Below are 20,186 nucleotides of genomic sequence, written 5' to 3' on the forward strand. Positions count from 1 at the left end.
ATCGACAGCGGCCGGGCCCGCGGGGCGCTCCACCGCTCGGAGCCTTCGGCGAACACGTTTACAGCGCGGAGCGCGAAGGGCATGGCCCAGGAACGTAGGCCCCGTATCCAGTCCAAACGGGCGCCGTCATCGAACCGGTATGAAGATCAACTCCCTGCCGCCATTTTCTGCACTCAGCCTCCTCGAAGGCCGTTTCTGGCGGGCGCCGGCCGTCCAACCGCGAAACCAGGCGCCGGCGGTGTGGCGAGTATTGCGTTCGCCGACACTCCATTGCAAACGAGTCGAGGCCGGACTTGCGTTCACCTTCATCATCATTGCAAGTCCTGACGCCCTCATCCTGCATTGCAGCCGCTTTTGTTGCTTTCTGGATTGACGAATCGATGAAAGCAAGTTAGCTTTTAGCTATTCGCAAACAAGCGACGTGATCGCAGCCGCCCGGGCGAGGGCTGCTCGTCGCCATGATCGGAGCCCCTCATGACTTCCTTCCTCACCCCTGCGCGCCCCTGGCACCGTCCACTGGTGGTCTGCGCGTTCCTCATGCTGAGCCTGGTGCCGGCCGCCGGCGTCGGGCTCGTGGTGGACGACCGGACGCTGCTGGATGAGTCGGTGTGGGTCAAGCCGTTGAAGTTCGGCTTCGCCTTCGCCCTGTATGCCGCCACGCTGGCCTGGCTGCTCACCAAGCTGAGCAGGGGAAGGCGTCTGGGCTGGTGGGTCGGCACCGTCTTCGCGCTGGCCTCGATCATCGAGGTCGCCGCCATCACCGTCCAGGCGGCCCGCGGCACCATCAGTCACTTCAACGCCAACCAGAACGATCCGGTCACCCTGGCCCTGGTCCCCATCCTCACCTACGGCGTGATGATCATCCTCATCGCGCAGCTGATCATCGCGATCGTGGTACTGATCCAGCGCACCGGCGGACCAGCCCTGAACCGGGCGATCCGCGCCGGGCTCGGGCTGGCCACCTTCGGCATGCTGGTGCCGATCTACTGGATGGTCGCCGAGATCCACCCGCGTACGGTGACCGACGCCAACGGCGAGCCCGTGCAGATGTACCAGGGGCACGGCATCGGCGACCCCGACGGCCACGGCATGCCCCTCACCGGCTGGAGCGTGACCGGGGGCGACTTCCGGGTCCCCCACTTCTTCGCCCTGCACGGCATCCAGGTGCTCCTCGTGCTCACCGCGGCCCTGGCCGTCCTCGCCGGCAGGCACGCCTGGCTGCGCGACGAGAAGGTACGCGCCCGCCTGGTCGGCACCGCAGCCCTCGGCTACTCCGGGCTGGTCGCGATCGTGACCTGGCAGGCAGGGCGTGGGCAGTCCCTCATCCACCCGGACATGGCGACCCTGACCGCCGCTGGCGCAGTGCTGCTGGTCACGGCGACGGCCACCACATGGGTGATCGTCACCGCCAAACGCGCCATCACCGCACCGATCCCGGCCGGGCAACCCGCCGTGCCGTGAGCCGTGCCGTGAAGCGCCGGCAGGGTACGTACGGTCTCGTATCCCTCGATCATGATGGTCTGTCTGCCGGTGTTCATGCCGTCGCCTCTCCTGATGTGGGGTGCCGGGCCGTGCGGGGCAGCAGGGCCATCAGCGCCACCAGGACGGCGGCAGCCGGGGCGCCCCAGAACAGGACGTCCGGGAGGGCGGCGGCCGTCGCCACCGGGCTCGGGGCCCGGCCCTGGAGTTCCCGGGCGAGGAGGGTGCCGAAGACCGCCACGCCGAGCGACAGGCCCAGGCCGCGGACGGACACCGCGGCGGAGGTGGTGGCGGCCAGATCCGCGGGCGAGGCCGCGTTCTGCGCGACGACCACCAGGTTCTGCATCAGGAGCCCGAACCCGACTCCCAGCACCGCGATCTCCACGGCCAGCAGGGCGTATGGGGTGTCGGGGGTGAGCCGGCTCAGCAGCGCGAATCCCAGCACCGCGATCGCCGCGCCGGCGATCAGGTAGGGCTTGAACCGGCCGCTCGCGCCGATGCGGGCACCGGCGAGCGAGGAGACCGCCATGAACGTCAGCACGTACGGGTTGAGCGCCAGGCCCGCCTGGGTGGCTCCCATGCCGTACGCGGCCTGCAGATAGGTGGGCAGGTACACGATCGAGCCGCCGAGCAGCGCGCCGAGCAGCGCGGTGGCGGGGAGCGCGACGCGCAGGGTGGGGTCGGCGAACAGCCGCAGCGGCAGCAGCGGGTTGGCCGCGCGGCGTTCCCGCCACCCGAACAGAGCCGCCAGAACCGCCACCGCGCCGATCAGCGCCAGGATCACGCCGGACGTCCAGGCGTACGTGCGGCCGCCCCATTCGGCCACCAGGAGCAGGCTCACCGTCGCGCCCGCGATCAGCACGGCCCCGGCCAGGTCGACCTTGCCGTCCCCGCCTGGCTTGGGCAGTCGCAGCGCGAACGCGGTGAGCGCCATGGCGAGCAGGCCGAGGGGCAGGTTGATGTAGAAGATCCAGCGCCAGCCCCAGGCGTCGGTGATCGCGCCACCGGCGAGCGGGCCGCCCACGCTGGCCAGCGCGAAGACGCCGCCGGTGAAGCCCTGGACCCTGCTGCGTAGATGCTGCGGGTACAGCTCCGACAACGCGATCGTCGGCAACACGAACAGCGCTCCGGCCCCGAAGCCCTGGGTGGTCCTGGCGGCGATCAGTTGGGGCGTCGTCTGGGCCAGGCCGCACAGCGCGGAGCCCACGACGAAGACGGCGACCGCCGTGACGAACACCTGGCGCCGGCCGAACCGGTCGCTGATCCGGCCGTAGAGCGCGCCGGTCGCGGTCGAGGCCAGCATGTAGGAGGTGACGATCCAGCCGATCGCGTCCATGCCGCCCAGGTCGGCGGCGATGTCGGGCAGGGCGATGGCCACCACTGTCTGGTCCAGGACCGACAGCAGCATGCCGATCAGCAGACCGGCCGTGGCGAGCGGCACATTGCTGCCCTTCGAGGGGGCGGCGGTCTGCGCGAGGTCTGCGGACACCATGATCAGCCCCTAGCCTGCGCGAGCGGGTTGGGCAGGCCGAAGTCAGCGCACAGCAGGTCTTGGTCGATGACCGCCGCGGCGACGGTGCCACTGGCCGCCGCAGCGATGACCGCGGCCATGGGCATCGGCACGGTGACCCGCCGTGCCATGTCACCGGCCGCGTACACGCCGGGCACGCTGGTCTGGCCGAACTCGTTCACCTCCACGCACCCGTCGGCGAAGACCGTGCAGCCGAGACGATCAGCCAGATCGGAGCGCCGGCGCGGCACGTTGACGACGAACACCGCGTCCCTGGCCAGGGACGGGCCCTTTTCGAACACGATCTGTTCCAGCCGGCCGTCCGTCCCCTCCAGCCGGGCGATGGCCTCGCAGCGCACGGCGACACCATGCGATTCCAGCGTGGCCCGCGCCGCCGGGTCGAGCGGCTGACCGCCGGTGCAGAGCGCGACGTCGGCGGCGAAGCGGCTCAGCTGCAGCGCCAGCCGTACCCGGGCCGGATCCGCGCCGAGCACGGCGACCTGCTTGCCGGTGCATTCGTAGCCGTGGCAGTAGGGGCAGTGGAAGGCGGAACGGCCCCACAGCGCTTCTACTCCGCGCGGGCCGGGAAGCTCGTCGGCCAGCCCGGTAGCCAGCAGGAGGCGCCGCGCGGCTGCAGTCCCACCTCCGGACAGGTCCAGGTGGAAGCCGCCACCGTCCAGCGCGCGGGCATCGGTGACCGTCCCCGCCGTTGTCTGGACCGTTCGATACGCGGCCAGTTCCTCACGGCCGAGCTTGCGCAACTCGGCGGGAGGCGTGCCGTCCCGGGTGAGGAAGTTGTGCACGTTGCCGGCGGTGGCGTTACGGCCCTCCCCGGCGTCGATCAACACCACCGGCCGATGGACCCGTCCGAAGGTCAGAGCAGCGGCCATGCCGGCCGGACCTCCGCCGACGATGACGACGTCGAACATTTCTTGCCTCCAAAGAGCGGTCATCGCTTGACGTGAAGGCAAGTCTGCAAGTTAATGTCAACATGAAGTCAAGCGATTCCATGCGGATCGGGGAACTCGCGGAGCGGTTCGACCTGGCCCCGCATGTCCTGCGCCACTGGGAGGCCATGGGCCTGCTGGCCCCCGCCTCCAGGGTCAACGGCCGCCGCCGCTTCACCCGCGACCACGTCATCCGCGTCATGACGATCATCCGCGCCAAAGCGGCGGGCATGAGCTTGGAGCAGATCCGCGAGGTTCTCACCGTCTCCGGCCAGGCCGAGCGCCAGGCACTCCTCCAGCGGCACCACGCGGAACTGGAACGCCGGCTGTACGAGATATCGGCCTCCAAGGCGCTCATCGAGCACCTTATGCAGTGCACAGCGGACGACTTCACCCAGTGCCCCGACTACCGGCGGATTGCGGAGACCGCGGCTGGACCCCAGAACCTCCACAACGACGGGTGCGTGATCTGAACCACCGCCAGAGGTCCTGTGGGACATCCAGCGCCAGGTCACAGCCCTGCCCGGCAGAGGCAACGCGGCAGCGCTGCAACGGGCGGATGGCCGAAGGCGACCGGCTGACGAGCACCGGCTGACGGCCAGGCCACCCCGGCCGGCCCGTCATGCAGCCGGCCGAAGTCGATGTCCAGGCGGGAGCCGTAGGCCTCGGGGGTGAAGCCCCTTGTCTGCCAGGAGGCCGCCGAAGATCGGCGGAACGTCGTCACGACGGTTCGAACGATCAACCGCCAAACAGGACATGGACCTGAGAGAGCGCGATTGCCCGCCGCCACGTCTCAGGCCGAAGTATGCGTCAGGTCGCAAGAGCCGGATGCGGCTCAGGAACTGGAGCGCTCGATCCGGACGGCGACGCCGTCGAGGATCACCTCCAGTCCGAGCGAGAAGTCCATGTCGGCGATCGTCGCGTCTGGGGTGTCCGACGGCAGCGCCTCGAACAGCGCCGAGGAGAACAGCCGGGCCGTCTCGGGGAAGTGCTCGGAATCGACGAGCCGGACCAGCGCGCGACCGTAGTCGCGCTCGGCGTCGGCCTGCCCCTGGCCTTCGGCCCTGCCCTCGGCGAGCTCGCTGTACTGCCGCACCGACTGGACCACGTAGCCGTTGATCAGCGTCAGGATGCCGACCTTGTGCGCCCAGTCGAGGCGGGTGCGGGACATGATTGCGAGCGCGGCCTCCATCCAGGCGATCTGGTTAGGGCCAGAGGGCGGTCCGGAGGCGGGCACGCGCGTCAGCCACGGTCGACGCCGGAACACCGCGCGCAGCGCGAAGGCCCAGGTGCGCAGCCCTTCGCGCCAGTCGTCGGTGTCCAGGTCCGGCGGCGTGCCCGCAGCGGCGTCGGCCATGAGCGTGAGCAACTCGTCCTTGGATCCGACGTGCCGGTAGAGGGACATCCCCGTGAAGCCGAGGCTCTTGGCGACCTTGGGAATCGTCACGCCGCCGAGCCCGTCACGGTCGGCGATCTCCACCGCGGCGGTGACGACCAGGTCGACGTCGAGGGCCGCGGGCCGCCCGAGACGCGAGGAGTCCGGCATCCGCCACAGCCGGCGCAGCGCCGCCGGAACGAAGTCCTCGCTGGTCATGGCTCCCTCGTTCGCCCCGGAAAGTTAGCCCTCATCATGCCAGAACCTTATTTGTATATCCGTGATAGTTTCTCTCGTACACTAAATCTGGATCTTGAGAGGGACGAACATGAGCGTTCATGCCGCACCGCGGCTGTCGAGAGGACCGGTCCAACGGGCCGAACGTGCTCTCGCGCCGGACCTCGCCCGGGGCGCGATGCTGCTGATCATCGCGCTGGCCAACGTCGCCGGAGTCGTCTTCGCCAGCCAGCCCGGACTCGACGCCACCCCGGAAGGAGTCGACCGCGGCCTCAACTTCCTGCTCTTCGAACTCGTCCACGCCCGCGGGTACCCGGTCTTCGCCGTCATGTTCGGCTACGGACTCGTCCAACTCGCCCACCGCCAGGACGCCTCCGGCGCCACGCCGAAGCAGGTCCGCTCCGTGCTGATCCACCGCAATCTCTGGCTCGTCGCCTTCGGGTTCGCGCACGCCGCCTTGCTGTTCTACGGCGACTTCCTCGGCGCCTACGGGATCGTCGGGATCGTGATGACCCTGGTGCTGCTGCGCCGCAGCGAGAGGTTCCACCGGATAGTACTGGTGCTCTGGGCGCTGTCGGCGGTCCAGATCCTGGTCATCGGCGCCCTCGTGGCGAGTCGCGTCCTCGAGGGTCTGGGCGGGTCGGCCCCGCTGCCGGCGGGCCACATCGACTCCCTCGCCGCGCCCGGGTACCTGGAGTCCATGCTGGACCGCCTCGGCGAATGGCCGATGCACACCCTGACCGTCCTGCCCTTCATCATGATCGCCTGGCTCGGCATGTGGGCCGCCCGCCGCCGCGTCCTCGAAGAGCCCGCCCGCCACAAGACCCTGCTCGCGTGGACCGCCGTCCTCGGACTCGGCGTCGCCATCGCCGGAGGGCTCCCGGCCGCCTTGGTCAGTGCCGGATGGCTGCACGTCGAGGAGTCGGCCGCCGGTCTGACGCTGATGCTCCACGGCGCCAGCGGCATGTTCGCCGGCCCGGGTTACGTGGCCGTCTTCGGCCTGATCGCCATGCGGGTGACCCGGCCCGGCTCCGTCGTCGGTGCCCTCTCGGCCCTGGGCCGGCGCTCGCTGTCGGGATACCTGTTCCAATCGGTGGCCTGGCTCGTCCTCCTGGCGCCCTTCACGCTCGCCCTCGGCAACCGTTTCGGCAGTCCCACGGTGACCGGTCTGATCATCGCGGTGACCGTCTGGCTCACGACCGTTCTGGTGGCCCGTCTGCTCGACAAGCGCAAGCAGGCCGGTCCCGCCGAGTTCGTCCTGCGCCGCCTGACCTACGGGCCTCGGGCGTAGTCGCTGCGCACACCACCCTGACCGGGGCCGGGGAGAGCCGCTCGACCTGCGTCTCACCGACCGCTGAGCAACGATGTGCCATCCAGTGCCGCATCAGGCGACCTTCGCCCTGTTGTGACGCGCCGTCCGGACTCGAGTTCGGGCGGCGTGTGTCCGCCCAGGGCAATGGACGTCGCCAAGATCGCGACGGTGACGTCCACCTGCCCGGACCGGGTCCGGGACGTGCTCCACACGCCGACGGCTTCAACTCGCTCTACCCCAAGTGCAAGGATGGCCGCCCGAAGACGTTCCCGCTGCCCGAGCGCCGGGAGATCAAGAAGATCGTGTAGTCCAGACCTGCCGAGCACGGCCTGCCGTTCTCGACGGTGGAGTCTGGTCAAGCCGGCCGACCTCCTGGTCACCGAGAGGTGGTCGACGACATCAGCCACGAGGGGCCTGCGCGCAAGTGCCTCATCGCGGAGATACCGGAAGCGTCGGGCGGTATGTCCCAGGCAGAGGCCCGCCAGTCCGAGCAGGCGGCTACCCGCCATGGCCCGTGTCCCGACTTCCATGCACCAGTGCTCGACGAACGCCTGGTCATTGTCGTACAACGCGATCCCGACCAGCACGTTCGCCGCCTCGCCCTCCTGGGAGCGGTCGCGCAGGGCCCGCTCCAACGTCTCGACCACCACCTCATGAGGGATGGCCGGCAGGTTCTGGAAGCGCGGATGCGGATGCATGCCGCGAGACCACGCGGGCCCGCGACAGTGTCCGCCCACTCAGCTCTCACCCGATCGGCGACCTCGGGAGACGAATGCCCTGGACCGGCTGCTCGGCCGGCTCGCTGACATTTCCACCCCCGCCGGTCCCACGCCCCGGCAAATCAGCGCCCCGGCCCAGCCGGTGCCGCACGAAATCCGGATGGGCATCGCCGACATCGATGCTGTTCTCATCAAGAGCGTTGGCGAGGTGGAATCGACCTGCGCCGAAGACGAACTCCACAGCGAGGGTGCCGTCCGCCAGGTCGTGACGTGAAGATGGCCGCCACTCGAGCAGAGCAACCTCGCGGAGTTCCTGGCCGACGAACGACTCGAGCCGCTCGTCGGCGTCGGACCACGCTGGTGTCTGCTCGACGTACTCCCAGCCGCTGATCGCGGCCGTCGTGTCGATGCTGTTCCAGCTGATCGACAGCTCATCGAACTTCCAGTGGCAGATCTCCGCCTGGACGCCGTCGAAGTCCAAGACGACGGGGCAGTCAGCGAACCAGTCTCCGTCCTCGACAAAACGCACGAGCGCGAACCCAGTCAGACGCCGGCCACCAAGCGCGGCCAGGCCCGCCCCGTGTTCCTCGCGGACGGCTTCAAGCCCCTCGCGGGTCGAGGCGTCCATGGCCCGTATGATCCTGGTTTCCCTGCTCAGCGGTGTCGACCACGCGATCGACCTCGAAAGGGCTCTGGCGATACGGGCCGCCAACCCGACCCTGAGCCGGGACGAGAGACAACTCCTCGACGAGGCCGTGGCTCTGGTGAACAGTTCTACGTCACAGGGAGGCTCGCCGGTGACGCCGTAGGGCGAATCGAGGCGGGCATGTGCACGGGCGCCGAGAACTTCAGGTAAACGCACACGAGAGTCGACATACACGGACACGAATCTTCTGGGTGGGTGACCGCCAGGCCCGCAGCGCTGGCATGGTGATCATGTCTGCGGGTCGCTCTGCCCGTGGAAGCAGCCCGTATCCGCAATCACGCGAGCGCCTCCCGGATCAGCACCGCGTCGTGGTCGAGAAGCTCACGCGAGCACTTCTTCCAGTCAGTGGTGACCACAACGCCGTCCCCCGGATAACGCGGCACCACGTGGGAAGACATCCTGTCCTGCGGCTTCCCCGTCGGCCAATGACAGCCGCACCCCGTCGCAGCGGAGCCCCGACGCCCGCAACGCGACCGCCCCCGCGTCTCGTCATAGTCGGGTGTTCAAGCGCGGCCGTTGATCCGCGTCAGGCCCTCCCCTGGAGCAGCCGCACTCATGACCCCATGCTTGCCACCCTCATGCGCTGAGAGACGCCGCAGCTTGTAGCCTGACCAAAAGGGACAAGCATCCGAAAGTGGCGCCTGTGCCTGCCCACTTCGCCGGTTCCGCAGAGAGGAGCTTGCGACCATGCTGCTCCAACCGCTGCGTGACGAGCACGCGCACCTGTTGCCGCACATCGAAACACTGTGCACAGTGGCCGACACGCTGGATCACACGACACCCGAGGCGCTCGACACTGCGCTTACCGAGCTCGAACTGTTCTTGCGCGATCATCTCATCCCGCACGCCGAAGCCGAGGACCGGGTGCTGTATCCCGTGATCGACCGGGTGATGGGAGCTGCGGAGGCCACCGCGACGATGTCCAGGGACCACGTCGAGGTCGGTCGGCTCGCGCACGAGCTCGGCACGCTGCACGACGCGCTGGACAGAGAAGGGCTCAGCGACGAACGGCGGGCCGCTCTACGCCGCGTCCTCTACGGCCTGTACACGTTGGTCAAGGTCCATTTCGCGAAAGAAGAGGAGCTCTACCTGCCGCTCCTCGAACAGCGGCTTCAGGCGTCCGAGGCAGAGCAGCTCTTCGTCGAGTTGGCGCACGCCGAACACCGCCACTGACCGCACCGCGTTCGCTGAAGCTGTGCCAGCGGCCGTCCCGCACCCAGCCAAGCCACTGCGGCCGCTGATATCTGCCGGCGTGGGACGTCGAGCCGAGCGAGTGGCCTGCCTTCCGCGTCGACCGGATACGACCTCGCGCCCCGACCGGCCCCCGCTTCCGACCGCGCGACCTGCCCACGACGACCTCGCCGCGTACGCGCCACGCCGGGTTTCCGCCGCCTGGCGCTATCGGGCGCAGGTCACCGTGCGCGCGCCGGCCGAGGTCGTCGCCGATCGGATCAGCCCGGCAGCCGGAACGGACGAGCGCGTCGACGAACGCACCTGTGTCCTGCACACCGGCGCGGACACGGTCGAGCCCCTCGCCGTCCACCTGGGCCTGCTCGGCGAGGACTTCGGCGTCACCGGGCCGCCACAACCCTCATGCACCTGCGCCGTCTCGCCGAGCGCCACACACGCGCGACCACCTCATCCTCACCCGTTGATCCGACCTGATGAACGCCCGCTGCCCGCATAACCACAACGCCGCCGGCCTCCTGCCCGGATCCAGAACCAGCGGGAAAACCAGCCACAAGTTGATCTTGCTGTGATGACGAGTCACGATCCCATCGCCGTGCAGGCACGCGCCTGCCGGGAACGGTGGGGCAGCCCCCGTTCGGCAACTGCCTCGGGTTGCGGTCCTCATCGAAGGACTGCGACCCGCAATTACACAACTGACCTAGCGGAGGTGCTCGCTGGAGGACTCCACCGTCTGCTTGAAGATGCTCAGGCCGTGGTCCATTACGGCGCCCATCGGGATGGTGAGGTCGTCCGGTTGCACGTCATGGATCCATACGAACCGGCTGCGGCCGTCCCCGTGCGCAACGACCTGCATCGACGCGTTGTCGTGTGTCGGTTGCATGGTGTCGCCGATGACAGAGAAGACGAGCCGACGCGTCTCCTCGTCGAGCGTGATGAGCCGCTCACGCGCCACAGTTCCGTCGGCGAACGTGACGACCCTGACGTCCGGCTCGTCGAGCCGGCTGTCGGTTACCAAACCCGGTGCCATCCGGGTGGGCCCGTCGGTGAAGTCGCCGATGATCGCCCACACGGCCGCGGGGTCGGCATCGATGATGATCTCTTTATGCACGGTGGCCATGTCTTGTCTCTCCTGTAGTGGTTGGAAACCGACGTTGCGCGTCCGGGAGCGCGTCTATGCGGCGACGACGGGCAGAACTGGTTGCCCTCGGGGTCGGCCAGCACAGCCCAGCCATCGAAGCGCTGCACTTCGGTCGCGCCGAGCGCTTGGATCCGGTCGACCTCGCCCACCAGGTCATCAGCGAACAGGTCCAGGTGCAGCCGGCTCCTGCCCTCCCGGCCTTCGGGCACGGCCTGCGGGGACAGGCCCACGCCGCTCTTGTTCGAGTCCTCCAGACAGGTGGTGCCCTCATCCGAGGAAGCGACCTGGTACCCAGTGACCGCCTGCCAGGTCGATGCAGATGTTGCCGATGCTGACGCTCAACAGCGAGCCTTTCTGATCTAACTGACGTAGGCATTACGACGGTTAGATACCCTACCATCGCTGATAGCTGGTTAGGCTGTGCGGTATGGCGAATGAGCGTGCTGCCGAGCCGGTGCCGGACAACCTCACGGCCGGGACGGCGCCGATGCCGCTGCGCGTGATCGAGGAGTTCGTCAACACTCGCCGCCGGGACGGCGACGAGATCGGAACACCACAGCAGCTGGCGCAGTGGCTGCACACCCGCGGCCTGATGCCTGGCGACGCCGATGTGAACGCGGAGCAGCGCGACCGTGCCGAACGGGTACGCGAGGGACTGCGCGCGCTGATCGCCGAGAACAACGCCGAGCCCATCGCGAGCCCGCGTCCGGACGGCCTCAATCCCGCTGCCCGCGCCGAACTCGCCGACCTCGCTCGCGACCTCCCGCTGACGCTCGACGTGACCGTCCTTCCGCCCCGGCTGGTGGCCCGGGCCCGGGTGCCGGTGGATGCCGCGCTGGCCCGACTGCTCGCCGTCGTCGCCGAAGCCGTGGCGGCCGACACGTGGACACGGCTCAAGGCCTGCCGGGAGCCTAGCTGCCGATGGGCCTTCTACGACTACTCCCGCAATCGGCGCCGGACCTGGTGCTCAATGGACATTTGCGGGAACCGCGCCAAAGCCCGCGCCTCTCACCATCGCAAGTCCACCGCGCGCCCTTGATCGCGGGCCAGCCCGCGCGCGGATCAGGCGAGATCGGGATCGACACCCTGCCGACGGGCTCGCATGGCGTCTCTGTCGTACTGGCCGGCGGAGACGACGCGGCGTACGACGAGTTCGGCTTCTTCCGGCCTTCGGAGACGACCTCGCGCAGCTTGCTCATCCCGATCGTGTTGCGCGGCATGCCGCCGATCTGCTCGTCGGGGATGGCTGGGTCGGCGAGCACCGACGCGTTCAGGGTGTGGGCGTCCCGCGTCAGCGTTGTTCGCATGGCCGATCGCGGGATCGGCCGTGACCCGGCCTGCTTGTTCGCGGGACATTGGTGCGACGGCGATCCTCGGCTGGAGGATAGGGTCACGCGCTCGCCAAGGCGAGGCTGCGCGCCATCTGCGCCGGAGCCGCCCTCCGTGCGCCGCTGGACCTCGACGGCTACGCCTCGTTCAAGGTCGGATGGGTGCAGCATGAGCTGCCCTCCACTGCCGACATGGGTACCGTTCGCGAGTGGCGGAGCAGCACCGCGTGGAATCAGCGATGGGCGGCCGTTCGCAGGGTCGCCCAGTGTGGGAACCGGGTGGCGGGCTCCGGCCGTTGGACACGGCGGAGTTTCTCACCGAAGTCGAGGCGTTCCGCGCCGCCTGCCTCGAGGAAGCTGCCGGCAACGAGTCGGGCGAACTCGTCCCTCATCTCCTGGATGAGCTCCTCGACGGCCCCATCCGCCGCGTGGGCGGACCGGAACGCCGGCTGCGCGTGTGGGCCGATGCCGACGCGGACGGCCGCCTCTGGCGGGATCCGTTTGGCGGTATCGATCAGTATGACCATGCGCGCAGACTCTTGGTCCTGGGGCCCAACGAGGCGATGTACATCGTGTTCAAGGGCGAGAAGAACTGCTGAGAAGCCATCGAACGGGTATCCGATCGCCGGCGTGAGCTGCACCGCTGTAGCGCTTCGAGGCGGTGGAAGAGGCAACGGCCACCGCTGTGATCATTCAGGTGTGATGGAACTGAAGATCATGCGGTGGCCGCGGCCAGAGTAGAACATCTCAGCGCCGTGTCCCTGGCCGAGTGCGCGGGCGAAACCTGGGATGCAGCGCCTGTTCAACGCCGCCGAATGGGACGTCGGCGGCGTGCGCGACGACATTCGCGCCTACCTGATGGAGCGCCTGGACGAGGCCGACGGGGTGCTGGTCGGTGACGACACCGGCTTCGCCAGAGTGAAGTACCGGATCAGACCGTCGCGGCCGATCTCCTGCTGGTCCTCGGAGAACATCCGGGTCGACACCGACCGCCCCCGCACCGCAACCCGATCAGGATCGTACGAAGGGCAACGGAGGCGATCAACGACCGGAACTTGCCTGCATCAGTGCAGGTCAGGCACATCCGACCACAATTCCCCCCGGACCACAGGAACCTCGTACGGACAGGCGGTCTGTCGACGGCGACCCGGGTGATCAATGAGCAGGAGCTGGGCTCCGGCCGTCGATGAGGTCGGCGGGAACCTCGCGCTCGATGTCAGGCCGCTGACCAGCGGGCCGCACTCTCAGTTGTCATCGGCCGAGGCGAACGCCGCGGCGTGGTCGCGGACGAAGTCGGCGATGTCGCGCGGGGGGTGGCCGAGCAGGCCGGCCACCGTATCGGTGGTGAAGTCTCCCCAGCCGGCGGCATACGCCTGCGCGTACTCCTCGAGCATGTCGACGATCCATTTCGGAACGCCGTAGCCGAGCAGTGTCTTGCGCTTGGCGTCGTCGCTGACCGGCAGGTACGTGATGGACCTGCCGAGAGCGAGACTCAGGGGGTCGGCGACCTCGTCGAACGTCAGCGAGCGCGGGCCGGTGAGCGTGTACGTCTCGCCGTGGTGACGGTCCGGGTCGTCGAGGAGCACGCGGGCAGCGCACTCGGCGATGTCGCGTACGTCGATCATGCCGATCCGCGCCGAGGCCATGTTCAGCGAGAAGGTGCCGGTGGCGGCGATGTCGCCAGCCTCGTTCAGCAGGTTCTGCATGAACCAGTGGGGACGCAGGATCGTCCAGCGCATGCCGCACCGTTCGGTCTCCCGGTCGGACAGCGCGTGCAGCCTGCCGCTGCGCGTCGGCGCGTCGTGCGCCGCGCCGACGACGGACAGGCGCACGATGCGCTCCACACCGGCCTGGCGTGCGGCCCACACGGCGTTCATGTTGTTCTCCGGAGCGCGCGGGCCGTTCGGGGTGAGCAGCCACACGTCCTGCACGCCCTCGAAGGCGGGCGGCAGCGACCGAGCGTCATCGAGGTCACCGACGAAGACCTCGGCGCCCCGCCCGCGCGGGCCGTCCGCCTTGGACGCTTCGTGGACGAGAGCACGAAGGTGCACATCGGCTCCTTCCAGCGCATTCATCAGTGCGGTGGACACGGTTCCGGTGGCTCCGGTGACCAGCACGGTGCGTGACACGCTCATTCTCCTTCGGTGGTGACGGGGATACGGACCAGGGTGCGGACGACGTCGGGGGTCAGCTGCGCGGCGGCGATGGCGGTCAGCGCGAGCACGAACCCGACACCCTGCCACGGCGTCAGGGATTCACCGACGAACAGCCAGCCCAGGATCGTGGCAACCATGGGTGAGAGCAGGGCCAGGAACGAAACGGCGACCACGGGCAGCTTGCCGATGCCGTGGAACCAGATCAGGAAGGAAAGCAGGGCCCCCACAACAGACAGCCACGCGTAGCCGCCGATCGCACGAAGATCCAGCGCGGGCGGAAGCCCCTCGAACGCAAGCGCGAGCGGGACGAGCACGAGACCACCCGCGGTGAGCTGCCAGCCGGCGATGGTCGCTGCGCCGACGCCCTCCGGACGTCCCCAACGTTTGGTCAGGACGATCCCGGCGGCCATCACACCGGCGGCTGCGATGCCGGCCAGGATGCCGAGCAGGTCGAAGGCGAGCCGGCCGCGCAGGACGATCAAGCCGACGCCCACCACGCCGACCAGGCCCCAGCCGAGCCGCCAGCCTGTGGGCTTCTCCCCCAGCAGCAGGAACGCCAGGCCGACGACGAGCAGCGGCTGGACGGCGGTAAGGGTAGCCGCGACGCCCCCCGGCAATCGATAGGCGGCGACGAACAGCAGCGCGAAGAGCGCGCCGATGTTGAGGGTGCCGAGCAGCAACGAGCGCCACAGCCACGTGCCATGGGGCAGCTTGCGCGTGATGGCGAGCAGGATCAGCCCCGCCGGCAGCGCGCGGATCACCCCGGACACCAGCGGGTGGCCGGGCGGGAGGAACTCGGTGGTGACCAGGTACGTGGTGCCCCAGCTGACCGGCGCGGCCGCGGTCAGCGCGGTCAGTCCCAGGGTGTTGCCGGGCGGAGACACGCTGCCCGTGGCCGACCGGCTCAGGGTCTGCATGATCCAATCTCCTTAACGTTGAAATGTTTAACGTTGGCGAATGTAGCCGTCTGTTAGGGTGGCGTCAAACAGTTTCACGTTGAGATGTTCTGGAGGCGGCAAGCTCTCGTGGAGGACAACGTCGACTGGCGGATGGACCAGTGGCGGACCGAGCGGCCCGATATCGACCCCACGCCGATGGGCGTGGTGGCCCGGATCCAACGCGCCTGCCGGCTACTCGAACGCGAGCTTCGTGACCACTTCGCCACGCATGACCTGCAGCTCTGGGAATTCGACATCCTGGGGACGCTGCGCCGGTCCGGGCATCCGTATCAGCTCACCGCGGGGCAGTTGGTCGAGTCGTCGATGGTCACCTCCGGAGCGATCACCAACCGGATCGACCGTCTCGTCGCCAGAGAACTGGTGACCCGCGAGGTCGATCCCCTCAATCGGCGCAGCGTGTTGATCACGTTGACCGAGCGCGGCCGGGAGCTCATCGACCGTGTCGTCGTCAATCATGTCGACCTGGAGGCGAAGCTCCTCAGCAAGCTGAGCCGCCATGACCAGGAACATCTGGCCGGACTACTGCGTAAGCTGCTCACCAGTCTCGGCGACTACTCGCCCGGCAATCCCCTGAATCCGTAGAGACCGGCTTGGGCTGGGCCGAGAATTCAGCCTGTCGAGGTTGCCCGGGCGCTCACCGACTGACCCCGTATCGGCCAGAGCCCCTGGCGATTGTTCATCCCGAGGCCATGGCCGTCGGTCTGCGTTTCCGACCACGACATCTGCAGCAGCATGTGCCCCGGTTCTCGTGCCGCCTCCGGGTCTTACGCCGCATCCGCACGCAGCGTCCTGTCAGTGGTGGTGGCCGTGCCGGCCGAGGGTCTCCACGGGGGTCGCGCCGGGGCGGGTCCACTGCGGTACGGGGCGGCTGGTCGGGCCCCAGGTGGCGACGCCGTCGGCGTCCGAGCGCCAGTACCAGCAGATCGGCGAGCCATGCCCACCGACCGGCGAGCCGGCCTGAGGAGCCTCGGGCCAGCCCTCGGGGTTGTCCTCCCACGCCTCGCGGCGGCCGTAGGGCGTCATGTCGAGCAGGCCCAAGGACCCGTTGACCGGCTCGTTGCCACGGCCCGTCGTGGAGTAGGTGAGGAACACACGGTCGCCGTCGCGCAGAAAACAGATGATGTGCCCCATTGCTCCGCCGACCGGCGCTTCCACGTCGCGCACCGAGTACCAGGGCTGGGGGTAGCCCATGAACTCGATGTAGGAGGCCACCTCGTCCCACCGGCCCGTGGTCAGGATGGCGAACGAGACGCCGCGGGCGTTGAGGTAGACGGCGTCCTTCAGGTGCCAGGCCGTGGTGGTGCAGCCCTCGCACTGCCCCTGGTGCGGCGCGCCGTCGTACCACATGTGCTTGTAGACCACGAGCTCGTCGCGACCCTGGAACAGGTCCAGGAACGGGACCGGGCCGTCAGGTCCGACGATCTCGACCGCCCCGTCGAGCTCCACCATCGGCAGCCGGCGGCGGGCCGCGGCGATGGCGTCGCCCTCGCGGGTGTGGGCCTTCTCGCGGACCAGAAGCTCGTCACGGGCGGCCTGCCAGGTGGCCAGGTCGACGATGGGCGGGCGGCCGGGCAGCGCGGGGGTCGGGTCACTCGGCGTGGTCGTCATAGTGTCCTCCGTGGTGTCCGGTGCCGGGCAGCGTCGTACGACGGTCACCAGAACAGACCCGCGACCCGGCCGGAACTCATCGCGGCAGGGGCGCCCTCGGCCGAGCACGTCGGGCCTGCAAGTTCACAGACGCGCTCTCACTGACCGGCGGGGACATGCAGGTCGGCCATGGGCGGGCCCGCCACGGCGGCGGCGAGACGCGCGGCGAGCGTCGCGACCGCGGCGCGCAGTTCCGGCCCGCCCTCGACGCGGAAGGGGCACGGCACGTTCGGCAGCCACTCCTGGGCGTACATCGTCGGATTGCTCGTGCTGCCGACGAGCACGCACCCCTCCCCCGCCGGTTCGAGCCGTCCCATGGGCGGCCGGATCCAGGGCGCCACCTCGGTGAGGGGAGCGTCGAACACGACGCGCGTGGCGAACTCCCACCCTGTGCCCAGGTTCTCCTCCAGCGTCGCCACCGGGTCGAGGCCCTCGGGCAGCTCGAACGCGTGCGTGCTGCGCTGGACCTGGCGGACGCGGTCGACCCGGTAGGTGCGGACGGCGTCCGCGCGGTGGGAGTAGCACAGCAGGTACCAGCGCCCGTGGCGGACGACGACCGCCCAGGGGTCGACTTCGGTCTCCCACTCGTTGCCGGACTCGCTCCGGTAGGCGACCACCACGCGCCGCCGGTCCGCGATGGCGGCCACGAGCGCGCTCGCGGTGGCGGGATCCGGACGGGCCGAGAACCGGTCGGGCGCCGCCGACGCATGCTCGCGCAGCGCCGCCGCCTGCCGTCCGACGCCCTCGGGCAGGACACGGATGACCTTGCCCAGGGCGGCGCCGACGAGATCGCCGGCGTCGGCGGCCGCCGGCCGGCCGTCGAGCACCGACATGACCAGGCCAAGCGCCTCGGGTTCCGTGAAGGCCACCGGAGGCAGCCGCGTCCCGCGGCCGAGCCGGTACCCGCCGTAGGGGCCACGGGCCGACTCGACGGGGATGCCCGCCTCGCGGAGGATTCCGACGTACCGGCGCGCGGCCCGCTCCGTGACGCCCAGGCAGGCGGCGAGCTCGCCGGCGGTCACGCCGGGGCGGGTCCGCAGGATCTCCATGGCGCGCAGAGCCCGTGCGGTGGGGCTGAGATCGGTCGGCACACGAGCACATTAGGAGGTCACGGGATGAATAGGAAGTAGAACGTCCGGAATCGGTCCTAGCCTGACGTCCTGACCGACTTCCGCGGGCAGGGCCTCGCCGGAACACTCTGGAGAAAGAGAACTGATCATGGATATCCTGCTCGTCGCCGGCCTGTGGCTCGACGGATCGGCGTGGGACGACGTCGTGCCCGAGCTCGAGGCGCTCGGCCACCGCCCCGTGCCGATCACCCTGCCCGGTCAGGGCGACGGATCCGCCTCGGCCAGTCTCGACGACCAGGTGGCGGCCGTGCTCGCCGCCGTGGACGCGGCGTCAGGAAAGCCCATGGTGGTGGGGCATTCCGCCGCCTGTACCCTGGCCTGGCTGGCCGCCGACGCGCGCCCGGAGCGGATCGCCAAGGTCGCGCTCATCGGCGGCTTCCCGTCCGCCGACGGGCAGCCCTACGCCGACTTCTTCGAGCTGAAGGACGGCGTCATGCCCTTCCCCGGCTGGGGTCCGTTCGAGGGCCCGGACTCCGCCGACCTCGGCGAGGAGGCCAGGCGGGACTTCGCGTCCGTGGCGATCCCCGTCCCCGAGGGGGTTACGAAGGGCGTGGTGCGCCTGACGGACGAGCGACGGTTCGACGTCCCCGTCCTCGTCGTGTGCCCCGAGTTCACCCCCGCCCAGGCTCAGGAGTGGATCGCCGCCGGTGACGCGGCCGAACTGGCCAAGGTCAGGAACCTTGACCTCGTGGACATCGACTCGGGCCACTGGCCCATGATCACCAGGCCGGTCGAGCTGGCCCGGCTCCTGGCCGCGGCGGCCCCCGGCGTCTGACCCGTTGCCGGCCATCCTGCGGCACCCGCTTCGACCACATCGGGCCGTTATGCTGCACCCGCGCTGAGGTCGGCGCCGGGTTTCGGCCCTTCCATCTTGGTGAGCAGGAGACCTGAGGTGTCGTACGGGAGCCGGCCCCGATCGTCGTGCTGGTGGAGGGGCCGGTTTCCGGCAGGCCAGCACTCGGCACGGTCCGGGCGCTACTGGCCGAAGGGGTGGCGCTGGTGGCCGTCCGGCCTACTTGTCGCGGCACGTATGTACGAGACTCACCTGTACGAGACTCACCCCAAGGAGCGCCGATGAGCAGCCCCGCCTTTCAGCCGCAGCCGGGCGGCGGGCCGCATCCCGCCCTGGCCGGTGGGCCGATCTACCTGGACTACAACGCCACCACCCCGGTCGACCCCGGCGTGCTGGAGGCGGCGCTGCCGTACCTGAGCACGCATTTCGGCAACCCCTCCAGCGGACACCGCTACGCCGATGCCCCGCACCGGGCGCTCGCCGTCGCCCGCGCCCAGGTCGCCGCGTTGATCGGTGCCAGGGCGCCGGAGATCGTGTTCACCGCGTCCGGGTCGGAGGCGAACCTGCTGGCCCTGCGCGGCGTGGTCCTCGCCTCCGGCCATCCGCGCCCACACGTGATCACCCAGGTCACCGAGCACCCGGCCGTGCTGGAAACCTGCCGCGCCCTCCAGCGCCTGCACGGCGTGCGCCTCACGGTGCTGCCGGTCGACGGCGACGGGCTTGTCGCGCCCGCCGCGCTCGCCGAAGCGCTGCGGCCCGACACCGTCCTGGTGTCGGTGATGGCGGCCAACAACGAGACCGGCGCCCTGCAGCCGGTCGCCCGCCTCGCCGCACTCGCCCGCCGGCAGGGCGCCCTGTTCCACTGCGACGCCGCCCAGGCGGCCGGGAAGATCCCCCTGGACATCACCGAGCTGGGAGCGGACCTGCTCACCGTGGTGGGCCACAAGATGTACGCGCCCAAGGGCATCGCCGCGCTGTACGTGCGCGAGGGCGTGACGCTGGAGCCGGTCGTCTACGGCGGTGGGCAGGAGCGCGGCCTGCGTGCCGGGACGGAGAACGTGGCCCTCGCCGTCGCGCTCGGCACGGCCGCCCGGCTCGCCGCCGAGCACCTCGCCGACGGCGCAGCGACCCGTCTCGCGGCGCTTCGGGACAGCCTGCACCGGCGCCTGGCCGGCGCCCTGCCCGGCCGCGTCCACCTCAACGGACCCGGAACGGGGCGCCTGCCCAACACGCTGAACGTCAGCATCGACGGTGTGCTCGGGCACGAGCTGCTCGCCGCCGCCCCCGGTCTTGCGGCCTCCACGGGCTCGGCCTGCCACAGCGGCGCCCACACGCCCTCACCTGTCCTGACCGCCATGGGCCTGGTCCGAAGCCGCGCGCTGGGGGCGGTGCGGCTGTCGCTGGGCCGCTGGAGCACACCCGCCGACATCGAAACGGCGGCAACCACGCTGATCGAGGCGGCCGCCACGCTGGGTAAGGGGACATCGGCCTCTTCACACGAGTGACGAGGAGCAGGCGAGGCATGACCGACACCACCGCGCTCGTGCCCGCCGGCGAAC

Annotated in this window: 21 protein-coding genes and 2 pseudogenes; 11 read left to right on the top strand and 12 right to left on the bottom strand. The window is 69.5% G+C overall.

What is annotated here, in order from left to right:
• The first annotated feature begins 139 nt into the window (after positions 1-139).
• Positions 140-373, top strand: coding sequence for a hypothetical protein (locus FHU36_RS21580; RefSeq protein WP_185085734.1), 234 nt, complete (start codon positions 140-142; stop codon positions 371-373).
• Positions 374-474: 101 nt separating this feature from the next.
• Positions 475-1,461: a hypothetical protein gene (locus tag FHU36_RS21585; RefSeq protein ID WP_185085735.1), complete on the top strand. Its 987-nt coding sequence runs from the start codon at positions 475-477 to the stop codon at positions 1,459-1,461.
• Between the two features lie 73 nt (positions 1,462-1,534).
• Here FHU36_RS21585 and FHU36_RS21590 read toward each other — a convergent pair whose 3' ends face one another.
• Both FHU36_RS21590 and FHU36_RS21595 read right to left on the bottom strand, forming a co-directional pair.
• Entirely contained in the window at positions 1,535-2,971 is a 1,437-nt protein-coding gene (locus FHU36_RS21590) for an MDR family MFS transporter (protein ID WP_185085736.1), read from the bottom strand.
• Positions 2,972-2,973: 2 nt separating this feature from the next.
• Positions 2,974-3,918, bottom strand: a complete 945-nt coding sequence (locus FHU36_RS21595; RefSeq protein WP_185085737.1) for an NAD(P)/FAD-dependent oxidoreductase — start codon at positions 3,916-3,918, stop codon at positions 2,974-2,976.
• A 62-nt stretch (positions 3,919-3,980) separates the two neighbouring features.
• Between FHU36_RS21595 and FHU36_RS21600 the strand changes: the two genes are divergently transcribed.
• A complete protein-coding gene (locus tag FHU36_RS21600; protein ID WP_246502526.1) occupies positions 3,981-4,409 on the top strand; it encodes a helix-turn-helix domain-containing protein in 429 nt (142 codons plus the stop codon).
• Between the two features lie 362 nt (positions 4,410-4,771).
• Here the strand turns inward: FHU36_RS21600 and FHU36_RS21605 are convergent, their stop codons facing one another.
• Positions 4,772-5,530 carry a TetR/AcrR family transcriptional regulator gene (locus FHU36_RS21605; RefSeq protein ID WP_185085738.1) on the bottom strand — a complete coding sequence of 253 codons (759 nt, stop codon included), beginning with the start codon at positions 5,528-5,530 and terminating at the stop codon, positions 4,772-4,774.
• 109 nt (positions 5,531-5,639) lie between these two features.
• Here FHU36_RS21605 and FHU36_RS21610 point away from each other — a divergent pair, with 109 nt between their 5' ends.
• Positions 5,640-6,839 (top strand): DUF418 domain-containing protein, encoded by a 1,200-nt coding sequence (locus FHU36_RS21610; protein ID WP_185085739.1) that lies wholly within the window; start codon positions 5,640-5,642, stop codon positions 6,837-6,839.
• 53 nt (positions 6,840-6,892) lie between these two features.
• Here the strand turns inward: FHU36_RS21610 and FHU36_RS43655 are convergent, their stop codons facing one another.
• From FHU36_RS43655 to FHU36_RS45780, 3 genes are all read right to left on the bottom strand, one after another.
• Complete coding sequence (locus FHU36_RS43655) at positions 6,893-7,558, bottom strand: hypothetical protein (RefSeq protein WP_221496508.1); 666 nt, start codon at positions 7,556-7,558, stop codon at positions 6,893-6,895.
• A 46-nt stretch (positions 7,559-7,604) separates the two neighbouring features.
• Positions 7,605-8,207: a hypothetical protein gene (locus tag FHU36_RS21620; RefSeq protein WP_221496509.1), complete on the bottom strand. Its 603-nt coding sequence runs from the start codon at positions 8,205-8,207 to the stop codon at positions 7,605-7,607.
• 353 nt (positions 8,208-8,560) lie between these two features.
• Entirely contained in the window at positions 8,561-8,683 is a 123-nt protein-coding gene (locus tag FHU36_RS45780; RefSeq protein ID WP_281394320.1) for a hypothetical protein, read from the bottom strand.
• A gap of 289 nt (positions 8,684-8,972) precedes the next feature.
• Between FHU36_RS45780 and FHU36_RS21630 the strand changes: the two genes are divergently transcribed.
• Positions 8,973-9,458 carry a hemerythrin domain-containing protein gene (locus FHU36_RS21630; RefSeq protein WP_185085740.1) on the top strand — a complete coding sequence of 162 codons (486 nt, stop codon included), beginning with the start codon at positions 8,973-8,975 and terminating at the stop codon, positions 9,456-9,458.
• A 715-nt stretch (positions 9,459-10,173) separates the two neighbouring features.
• On the opposite strand, the gene FHU36_RS21635 is transcribed toward FHU36_RS21630, so the two are convergent.
• Positions 10,174-10,593 (bottom strand): SRPBCC family protein, encoded by a 420-nt coding sequence (locus FHU36_RS21635; RefSeq protein WP_185085741.1) that lies wholly within the window; start codon positions 10,591-10,593, stop codon positions 10,174-10,176.
• Positions 10,485-10,880, bottom strand: a pseudogene (locus FHU36_RS21640) (VOC family protein); the annotation flags it as partial. The gene FHU36_RS21635 and the pseudogene FHU36_RS21640, both read right to left, overlap by 109 nt.
• A 161-nt stretch (positions 10,881-11,041) precedes the next feature.
• Here FHU36_RS21640 and FHU36_RS21645 point away from each other — a divergent pair.
• The 3 genes and pseudogenes from FHU36_RS21645 to FHU36_RS44700 all read left to right on the top strand — a co-directional run.
• Complete coding sequence (locus FHU36_RS21645) at positions 11,042-11,653, top strand: CGNR zinc finger domain-containing protein (protein ID WP_246502527.1); 612 nt, start codon at positions 11,042-11,044, stop codon at positions 11,651-11,653.
• Positions 11,654-12,151: 498 nt separating this feature from the next.
• Positions 12,152-12,541, top strand: a complete 390-nt coding sequence (locus FHU36_RS21650) for a hypothetical protein (protein WP_185085742.1) — start codon at positions 12,152-12,154, stop codon at positions 12,539-12,541.
• Positions 12,542-12,728: 187 nt separating this feature from the next.
• A pseudogene (locus FHU36_RS44700) lies at positions 12,729-12,860 on the top strand (IS701 family transposase); the annotation flags it as partial.
• A 326-nt stretch (positions 12,861-13,186) separates the two neighbouring features.
• Here the strand turns inward: FHU36_RS44700 and FHU36_RS21655 are convergent.
• Together FHU36_RS21655 and FHU36_RS21660 are read right to left on the bottom strand one after the other, a co-directional pair.
• Positions 13,187-14,071: an SDR family oxidoreductase gene (locus FHU36_RS21655; RefSeq protein ID WP_185085743.1), complete on the bottom strand. Its 885-nt coding sequence runs from the start codon at positions 14,069-14,071 to the stop codon at positions 13,187-13,189.
• A 2-nt stretch (positions 14,072-14,073) separates the two neighbouring features.
• Positions 14,074-15,015 (bottom strand): EamA family transporter, encoded by a 942-nt coding sequence (locus FHU36_RS21660; RefSeq protein ID WP_185085744.1) that lies wholly within the window; start codon positions 15,013-15,015, stop codon positions 14,074-14,076.
• 108 nt (positions 15,016-15,123) lie between these two features.
• On the opposite strand from FHU36_RS21660, the gene FHU36_RS21665 reads away from it, so the two are divergent.
• Positions 15,124-15,639, top strand: coding sequence for a MarR family winged helix-turn-helix transcriptional regulator (locus FHU36_RS21665; RefSeq protein ID WP_185085745.1), 516 nt, complete (start codon positions 15,124-15,126; stop codon positions 15,637-15,639).
• A 210-nt stretch (positions 15,640-15,849) separates the two neighbouring features.
• On the opposite strand, the gene FHU36_RS21670 is transcribed toward FHU36_RS21665, so the two are convergent.
• Positions 15,850-16,665, bottom strand: a complete 816-nt coding sequence (locus FHU36_RS21670) for a DUF899 domain-containing protein (protein WP_185085746.1) — start codon at positions 16,663-16,665, stop codon at positions 15,850-15,852.
• A gap of 137 nt (positions 16,666-16,802) precedes the next feature.
• Positions 16,803-17,795, bottom strand: coding sequence for a helix-turn-helix transcriptional regulator (locus tag FHU36_RS21675; protein ID WP_185085747.1), 993 nt, complete (start codon positions 17,793-17,795; stop codon positions 16,803-16,805).
• 127 nt (positions 17,796-17,922) lie between these two features.
• Between FHU36_RS21675 and FHU36_RS21680 the strand changes: the two genes are divergently transcribed.
• Positions 17,923-18,609, top strand: a complete 687-nt coding sequence (locus tag FHU36_RS21680) for an alpha/beta fold hydrolase (RefSeq protein WP_185085748.1) — start codon at positions 17,923-17,925, stop codon at positions 18,607-18,609.
• Between the two features lie 299 nt (positions 18,610-18,908).
• Positions 18,909-20,132, top strand: a complete 1,224-nt coding sequence (locus FHU36_RS21685; RefSeq protein WP_185085749.1) for a cysteine desulfurase family protein — start codon at positions 18,909-18,911, stop codon at positions 20,130-20,132.
• Positions 20,133-20,186 lie beyond the last annotated feature (54 nt).

This window comes from Nonomuraea muscovyensis, assembly GCF_014207745.1.
GTDB classification, from domain to species: domain Bacteria; phylum Actinomycetota; class Actinomycetes; order Streptosporangiales; family Streptosporangiaceae; genus Nonomuraea; species Nonomuraea muscovyensis.

What these genes read in the sequence shown, in the direction of transcription:
- FHU36_RS21580 (WP_185085734.1), top strand. Translation starts at nt 140, where the DNA reads ATGAAGATCAACTCCCTGCCGCCATTTTCTGCACTCAGCCTCCTCGAA.
- FHU36_RS21585 (WP_185085735.1), top strand. Translation starts at nt 475, where the DNA reads ATGACTTCCTTCCTCACCCCTGCGCGCCCCTGGCACCGTCCACTGGTG.
- FHU36_RS21590 (WP_185085736.1), bottom strand. Translation starts at nt 2,971, where the DNA reads ATGGTGTCCGCAGACCTCGCGCAGACCGCCGCCCCCTCGAAGGGCAGC.
- FHU36_RS21595 (WP_185085737.1), bottom strand. Translation starts at nt 3,918, where the DNA reads ATGTTCGACGTCGTCATCGTCGGCGGAGGTCCGGCCGGCATGGCCGCT.
- FHU36_RS21600 (WP_246502526.1), top strand. Translation starts at nt 3,981, where the DNA reads ATGAAGTCAAGCGATTCCATGCGGATCGGGGAACTCGCGGAGCGGTTC.
- FHU36_RS21605 (WP_185085738.1), bottom strand. Translation starts at nt 5,530, where the DNA reads ATGACCAGCGAGGACTTCGTTCCGGCGGCGCTGCGCCGGCTGTGGCGG.
- FHU36_RS21610 (WP_185085739.1), top strand. Translation starts at nt 5,640, where the DNA reads ATGAGCGTTCATGCCGCACCGCGGCTGTCGAGAGGACCGGTCCAACGG.
- FHU36_RS43655 (WP_221496508.1), bottom strand. Translation starts at nt 7,558, where the DNA reads ATGCATCCGCATCCGCGCTTCCAGAACCTGCCGGCCATCCCTCATGAG.
- FHU36_RS21620 (WP_221496509.1), bottom strand. Translation starts at nt 8,207, where the DNA reads ATGGACGCCTCGACCCGCGAGGGGCTTGAAGCCGTCCGCGAGGAACAC.
- FHU36_RS45780 (WP_281394320.1), bottom strand. Translation starts at nt 8,683, where the DNA reads ATGTCTTCCCACGTGGTGCCGCGTTATCCGGGGGACGGCGTTGTGGTC.
- FHU36_RS21630 (WP_185085740.1), top strand. Translation starts at nt 8,973, where the DNA reads ATGCTGCTCCAACCGCTGCGTGACGAGCACGCGCACCTGTTGCCGCAC.
- FHU36_RS21635 (WP_185085741.1), bottom strand. Translation starts at nt 10,593, where the DNA reads ATGGCCACCGTGCATAAAGAGATCATCATCGATGCCGACCCCGCGGCC.
- FHU36_RS21645 (WP_246502527.1), top strand. Translation starts at nt 11,042, where the DNA reads ATGGCGAATGAGCGTGCTGCCGAGCCGGTGCCGGACAACCTCACGGCC.
- FHU36_RS21660 (WP_185085744.1), bottom strand. Translation starts at nt 15,015, where the DNA reads ATGCAGACCCTGAGCCGGTCGGCCACGGGCAGCGTGTCTCCGCCCGGC.
- FHU36_RS21670 (WP_185085746.1), bottom strand. Translation starts at nt 16,665, where the DNA reads ATGACGACCACGCCGAGTGACCCGACCCCCGCGCTGCCCGGCCGCCCG.
- FHU36_RS21680 (WP_185085748.1), top strand. Translation starts at nt 17,923, where the DNA reads ATGGATATCCTGCTCGTCGCCGGCCTGTGGCTCGACGGATCGGCGTGG.
- FHU36_RS21685 (WP_185085749.1), top strand. Translation starts at nt 18,909, where the DNA reads ATGAGCAGCCCCGCCTTTCAGCCGCAGCCGGGCGGCGGGCCGCATCCC.